Here is a 5,117-nt window from a genome sequence, read left to right on the forward strand (position 1 = left end):
GAGAACAGCGGACTCCCCTTCGTCATCGCCCTCAACGGCTTCGACGGACACCAGCCCTACACCCCCGACGAAGTACGCGAAGCACTCCAGATCGGGCCCGACGCCCCCATCATCACGACGGACGCTCGCCACCGGGCCGATGCCAAGAGCGGACTGATCACCCTCGTCGAGCACGCGCTGATGGCACGCCTGAAGTAGTTCTTCCACCAGGCGTAAGTCGATATCGGCATACGGAAGTTGCCGTAGTCACACGGGGGCGGCCTGTGTCGTTTGACACGATCCGCCCCCGTGTTCATAACGTTTCGAGAGAGAATTGACTCCACGCCGCCACCCGACGCATCCATTCGGTGCCACTGCGCTCACATGAGCCCCGCCTTTTGACGGGGCTCGTTCTTTATGCCCGTTTTATCTGAGGTCTGGGCCACTCGGAATCGCTGGTTCCGACTGTTTGGAACGGGACCGGTCCCCGTGCTGCAATTCGACGAACTCCCCAGTAGGACCGCCCTGAACGAATAATCCGGCACAGCGTAGGTGCCGACGCCGAGAGGTTGTTGGTCGAGTGAGGCGAAGCAACGAGGGCTCCGCGGCGCAGCCCGAGCGGGGCAACTTCACCCCGCCGTCGCGCGCTGTGCCGTCCCCTGCGGCCGGGCCCGGCACGGAGCCCGCCGACGGTGGCAGCACCAGCCGGATGTCCCCGCGCAACTGGCGGGTGGCCACCCGGCTGAACGCGATCCTCCTGATCCCGGTGCTGGTCGGCCTCGTCATGGGCGGCTTCCAGGTGAAGGGCTCCATCGACACCTGGAGCGAGGCGCAGGACGCGGAGAAGATCGCGGTCGTCGTGCGCGCCGCGTCCGACTACGGACAGGCGCTCCTGAACGAGCGGGACCTCACCGCCGAGCCGCTGCTCTCGGGCGACCGTGACGCCGATGTGGTCGAGCAGACCCGGGCCACCACGGACGAGGCCGCGCGCAAGTTCGACGACGCGGTGAAGGGGATGCCCGCGAAGCCGGGCCTGGAGCGCCGTCTGAAGCTCTTCAAGGCCGAGGAGCCCAAACTCCCCGAGCTTCGCAAGGCCGCCTACGCGGGTGCCCTGGACCCGGTGAAGACCGAGGAGGGTTACACCGAGGTCCAGCACTCGCTCATGCAGTTCGCCAACGAGCTCGGCCTCGGCACCGGCAACATCACCAGTTACGGCCGTACGGTCTACGCGATCGAGCTGTCCAAGGCTGCAGAATCGCTTCAGCGCTCGATCGGCATGCACCTTCTGGTGCGCCCGAGCAAGAAGCCCAGTACGTACGACGAACAGGTCAAGGCCTTCGGCTCGTACAACTACCTGGAGCAGATCGCGCTGGGCGAGTTCAATTCCGGGGGCACCCAGGACGACGTCGACCGGCTCAAGCAGGTCATGGCCGGCAAGGCGGCCGACGGCGCCAAGCAGCTCAAGGCGGCCAAGGAGCAGGCCGAGGCCGCGGGCGATCCCTTCGTGGCCCCGCCGAGCATCGACGGCTCGGTCTTCGACGGCATGGCCCGGGAGATCGGCCGGGGGCAGGACCCCGAGGAGCTGGCGGCCAAGGGCATCACGCCCGCGACCTGGATGACCGCGGCGACCGCGAAGTTCGAGGGGTACGCCACCGTCGAGGACGAGCTGGTCGCCAAGGCGGTGGACGAGGCCGCGAGCATCTCCTCCGACGCCAAGACCGACGCCATCGTCAACGGCCTCATCGTCGTCATCGCGCTGCTGGCCGCCTTCATCCTGGCCGGGCTCATGGCCCGGCAGATGAGCCGCTCCATGCGTCAGCTGCGTACCGCCGCCTTCTCCATCGCCGAGCAGCGGCTGCCCTCCCTCGTCGACCAGCTTTCGCGCACCGACCCGGGCCGGGTCGACACCCGGGTGCAGCCGATCCCGATCACCACGCAGGACGAGATCGGCGAGGTCGCCCGCGCCTTCGACCAGGTGCACCGCGAGGCCGTCCGGCTCGCCGCCGAGCAGGCCATGCTGCGGGGCAACGTCAACGCGATCTTCACGAACCTCTCGCGCCGCAACCAGTCGCTCATCGAGGGCCAGCTGACCCTCATCACCGACCTGGAGAACAACGAGGCCGATCCGGACCAGCTGGAGAGCCTCTTCAAACTGGACCACCTGGCCACCCGTATGCGCCGCAACGGCGAGAACCTCCTCGTCCTCGCGGGCGAGGAGCCCGGCCGCCGCTGGAACCAGCCGGTTCCCCTGGTGGACGTCCTGCGGGCCGCCTCCTCCGAGGTGGAGTCCTACGAGCGCATCCAGCTGACGGGCGTACCGGAGAGCGAGATCCACGGCCAGGCCGTCACCGACCTCGTGCACCTGCTGGCCGAGCTGCTGGAGAACGCCACCACGTTCTCCTCGCCGCAGACGAAGGTCAAGGTCACCGCGACCCGGCTGCCCGACGGCCGGGTCATGGTCGAGATCCACGACAAGGGCATCGGCCTCACCGCCGAGGACTTCGCCGACATCAACCACAAGCTGGCCAACCCGCCGACCGTGGACGCCGCGGTGTCGCAGCGCATGGGCCTGTTCGTGGTCGGCCGACTGGCCGACCGGCACGGGATCCGGGTCCAGTTGCGCCCCTCGGGCGAGCAGGCCGGGACCACCTCGCTGGTCATGCTGCCGGACGCCATCACCCACGGTGGCGGTGGCGAACCGGGCTCCGGTCAGGACGACTTCACCGTCTCCTCGATCATCCCCGAGCAGCAGCAGCAGCCGGCCTTCGAGCCGGCGCCGCAGCAGGCCCCGATGCGCACGGCGGCGGAGCTCGGCTTCGACGACTCGCGCTACGAGGCCCCGGCGGACCCGGGTCAGCTGGACCCGGTCAACCGCTCGCTGATGCGCGAGGAGCGCAGGGCGGCCCTGGAGGCCCAGGCGGGCCCGGGTGGCCCGTTCGGCGACAACTCCCGGGAACAGCAGGGCTACGCGCAGGAGCCGTACGCGGGCGGACCGCACGGCGGTCAGCAGCCACAGGGTTACGCCGACGATCGCTACGGCCAGGACCCGTTCGGGCAGCAGCAGGCGCAGCAGCAGCCGTACCAGGAGACGTACCAGCAGCAGTACGGTGCCGGGGACGGTTACGCGCAGCAGCGGGATCAGCAGGCGCAGCAGCACCCGGGAGACGGTTATCCGGAATCGGCATATGCCGATCAGCAGGCGCAGCAGGCTCCGTACGCCGACCCGTACGCGGCTTCGCCTGACCAGTCCCACCAGGATGACTGGCCTGTTCAGAGTGGTTTCCAGAACACTTATGAGCCGATCGCGCCCGCCGAATCGGAATCTGTTCCGAGCACCCCCGCGGAGACGTCGGAGCGCGTAGGCTTCGACCGTCCGGGGCCCACCCCGAACGTCGGCCACGAGCTGACCGAAGCCGGTCTGCCGCGCCGCGGCGCTCAGCAGCACTGGCAGCCCGGCCCCGGCGGCCGCGGCGACGACCAGCCCGATCCGACTCCGGGGCCCCCGCCGCAGCAGGAACAGCGGCAGGACCCGCAGGCGGACGGGGACGGCACCGACGACTGGCGCTCGACGAACGACGAGCGCTGGGAGCGGGCCGAGAAGCTCCGCGAGCCGAAGGCCGGCGGAATCACCCCCTCCGGCCTCCCCCGGCGCGTACCCAAGGCCAACTTGGTCGAGGGCACGGCGGAGCAGACCCAGCAGGGCGGCCCCCAGGTCTCCCGCGCGCCCGAGGACGTCCGCGGCAGGTTGAGCAACCTGCGGCGGGGGATCCAGCGGGGACGCAGCGAGGGTTCGGACACCAGTACCACCTACCACCAGGAGCGTTAGTGTGAGCCCGATGAGCCAGGCGGCGCAGAATCTCAACTGGTTGATCACCAATTTCGTGGACAACACCCCCGGGGTGTCGCACACGGTGGTGGTCTCCGCCGACGGACTCCTGCTGGCGATGTCCGAGGGTTTCCCGCGCGACCGTGCCGACCAGCTGGCGGCCGTCGCCTCCGGTCTGACGTCGCTGACCGCGGGCGCCTCGCGGATCTTCGAGGGCGGCGCCGTGAATCAGACCGTTGTGGAGATGGAGCGTGGATTCCTCTTCATCATGTCCATCTCCGACGGATCCTCACTCGCTGTTCTGGCCCACCCGGACGCCGATATCGGTCTGGTTGGGTATGAAATGGCCCTTCTCGTGGACCGCGCGGGCAGTGTCCTGACTCCGGATCTCCGCGCCGAACTCCAGGGAAGTCTTCTTAACTAGCAGACAGACAGTGCGTTTCTCGCCACCGCGCCATAAAGTGCGGTGGCGCGGCCCCACTGGGATCGGTGACCGGCAGTCGGAGGAGGAAACGTGGCAGCACCCACAGGCGGGCACCCCTACAACGGTGACCAGAGGGTTCCGGGTGAGCACGGTGACAACCGTTTCGGCTTCCCTGCCGCATCTGGTGGACAGGGTCCAGGCCAGTACCAGCCATACCAGGAGCCGCTGCACCACCAGCAGCAGGGTACTCACGGCGCGCAGGGGTCCGAGTGGCCCCCGCAGCAGCAGCCGGGGGCGGGGTGGCCGCAGCAACCGCAGCAGCCCCAGCGGTACGACGCACCCCAGCCGCGTAGTCAGCCGGTGCAGCAGCGGCGGGCTCCCGAGCCCGCCCGGCCCGCCGCGCACAACCCGCTGGTCCGTCCGTACGCCATGACCGGCGGCCGGACCCGACCGCGTTACCAGCTCGCCATCGAGGCGCTGGTCAGCACCACGGCCGATCTGTCCCGGCTGCAAGGGCAGTTGCCCGAGCACCAGCGGATCTGCCGGCTCTGCATCGAGATCAAGTCGGTGGCCGAGATCTCGGCCCTCTGCTCGATCCCCCTCGGCGTTGCCCGGATCCTCGTCGCCGACCTGGCCGAGGCCGGGCTCGTCGCTATTCATCAGCCCGGCGGCGACGAGGCCGCCGGCGGCCAGCCAGATGTGACACTGCTCGAAAGGGTGCTCAGTGGACTTCGCAAGCTCTAGCGGCGGAGCGGCCCGCTCCACTACCTCGGCGAAGATCGTGGTGGCAGGGGGCTTCGGCGTGGGTAAGACCACGTTTGTCGGTGCCGTTTCGGAGATCAACCCGCTGCGCACCGAAGCCGTGATGACGTCCGCCTCGGCGGGCAT

General features: G+C 69.0%; 3 protein-coding genes and 2 pseudogenes. All 5 read left to right on the forward strand.

The features are described from left to right. Positions 1-198: pseudogene (locus tag D581_RS0136530) on the forward strand (ATP-binding protein); the annotation flags it as partial. Between the two features lie 361 nt (positions 199-559). Next, the gene (locus D581_RS0136535) at positions 560-3,805 is read left to right on the forward strand and encodes a nitrate- and nitrite sensing domain-containing protein (protein ID WP_026291235.1); all 3,246 of its coding nucleotides are present in this window, start codon (positions 560-562) and stop codon (positions 3,803-3,805) included. Between the two features lie 10 nt (positions 3,806-3,815). Continuing rightward, a complete protein-coding gene (locus D581_RS0136540) occupies positions 3,816-4,229 on the forward strand; it encodes a roadblock/LC7 domain-containing protein (RefSeq protein ID WP_006127847.1) in 414 nt (137 codons plus the stop codon). A 90-nt stretch (positions 4,230-4,319) separates the two neighbouring features. Continuing rightward, positions 4,320-4,973 (forward strand): DUF742 domain-containing protein, encoded by a 654-nt coding sequence (locus D581_RS0136545; RefSeq protein ID WP_078626024.1) that lies wholly within the window; start codon positions 4,320-4,322, stop codon positions 4,971-4,973. Further along, a pseudogene (locus tag D581_RS1000000140490) lies at positions 4,954-5,117 on the forward strand (ATP/GTP-binding protein); the annotation flags it as partial. The gene D581_RS0136545 and the pseudogene D581_RS1000000140490, both read left to right, overlap by 20 nt.

It is taken from the genome of Streptomyces sp. CNB091, assembly GCF_000377965.1.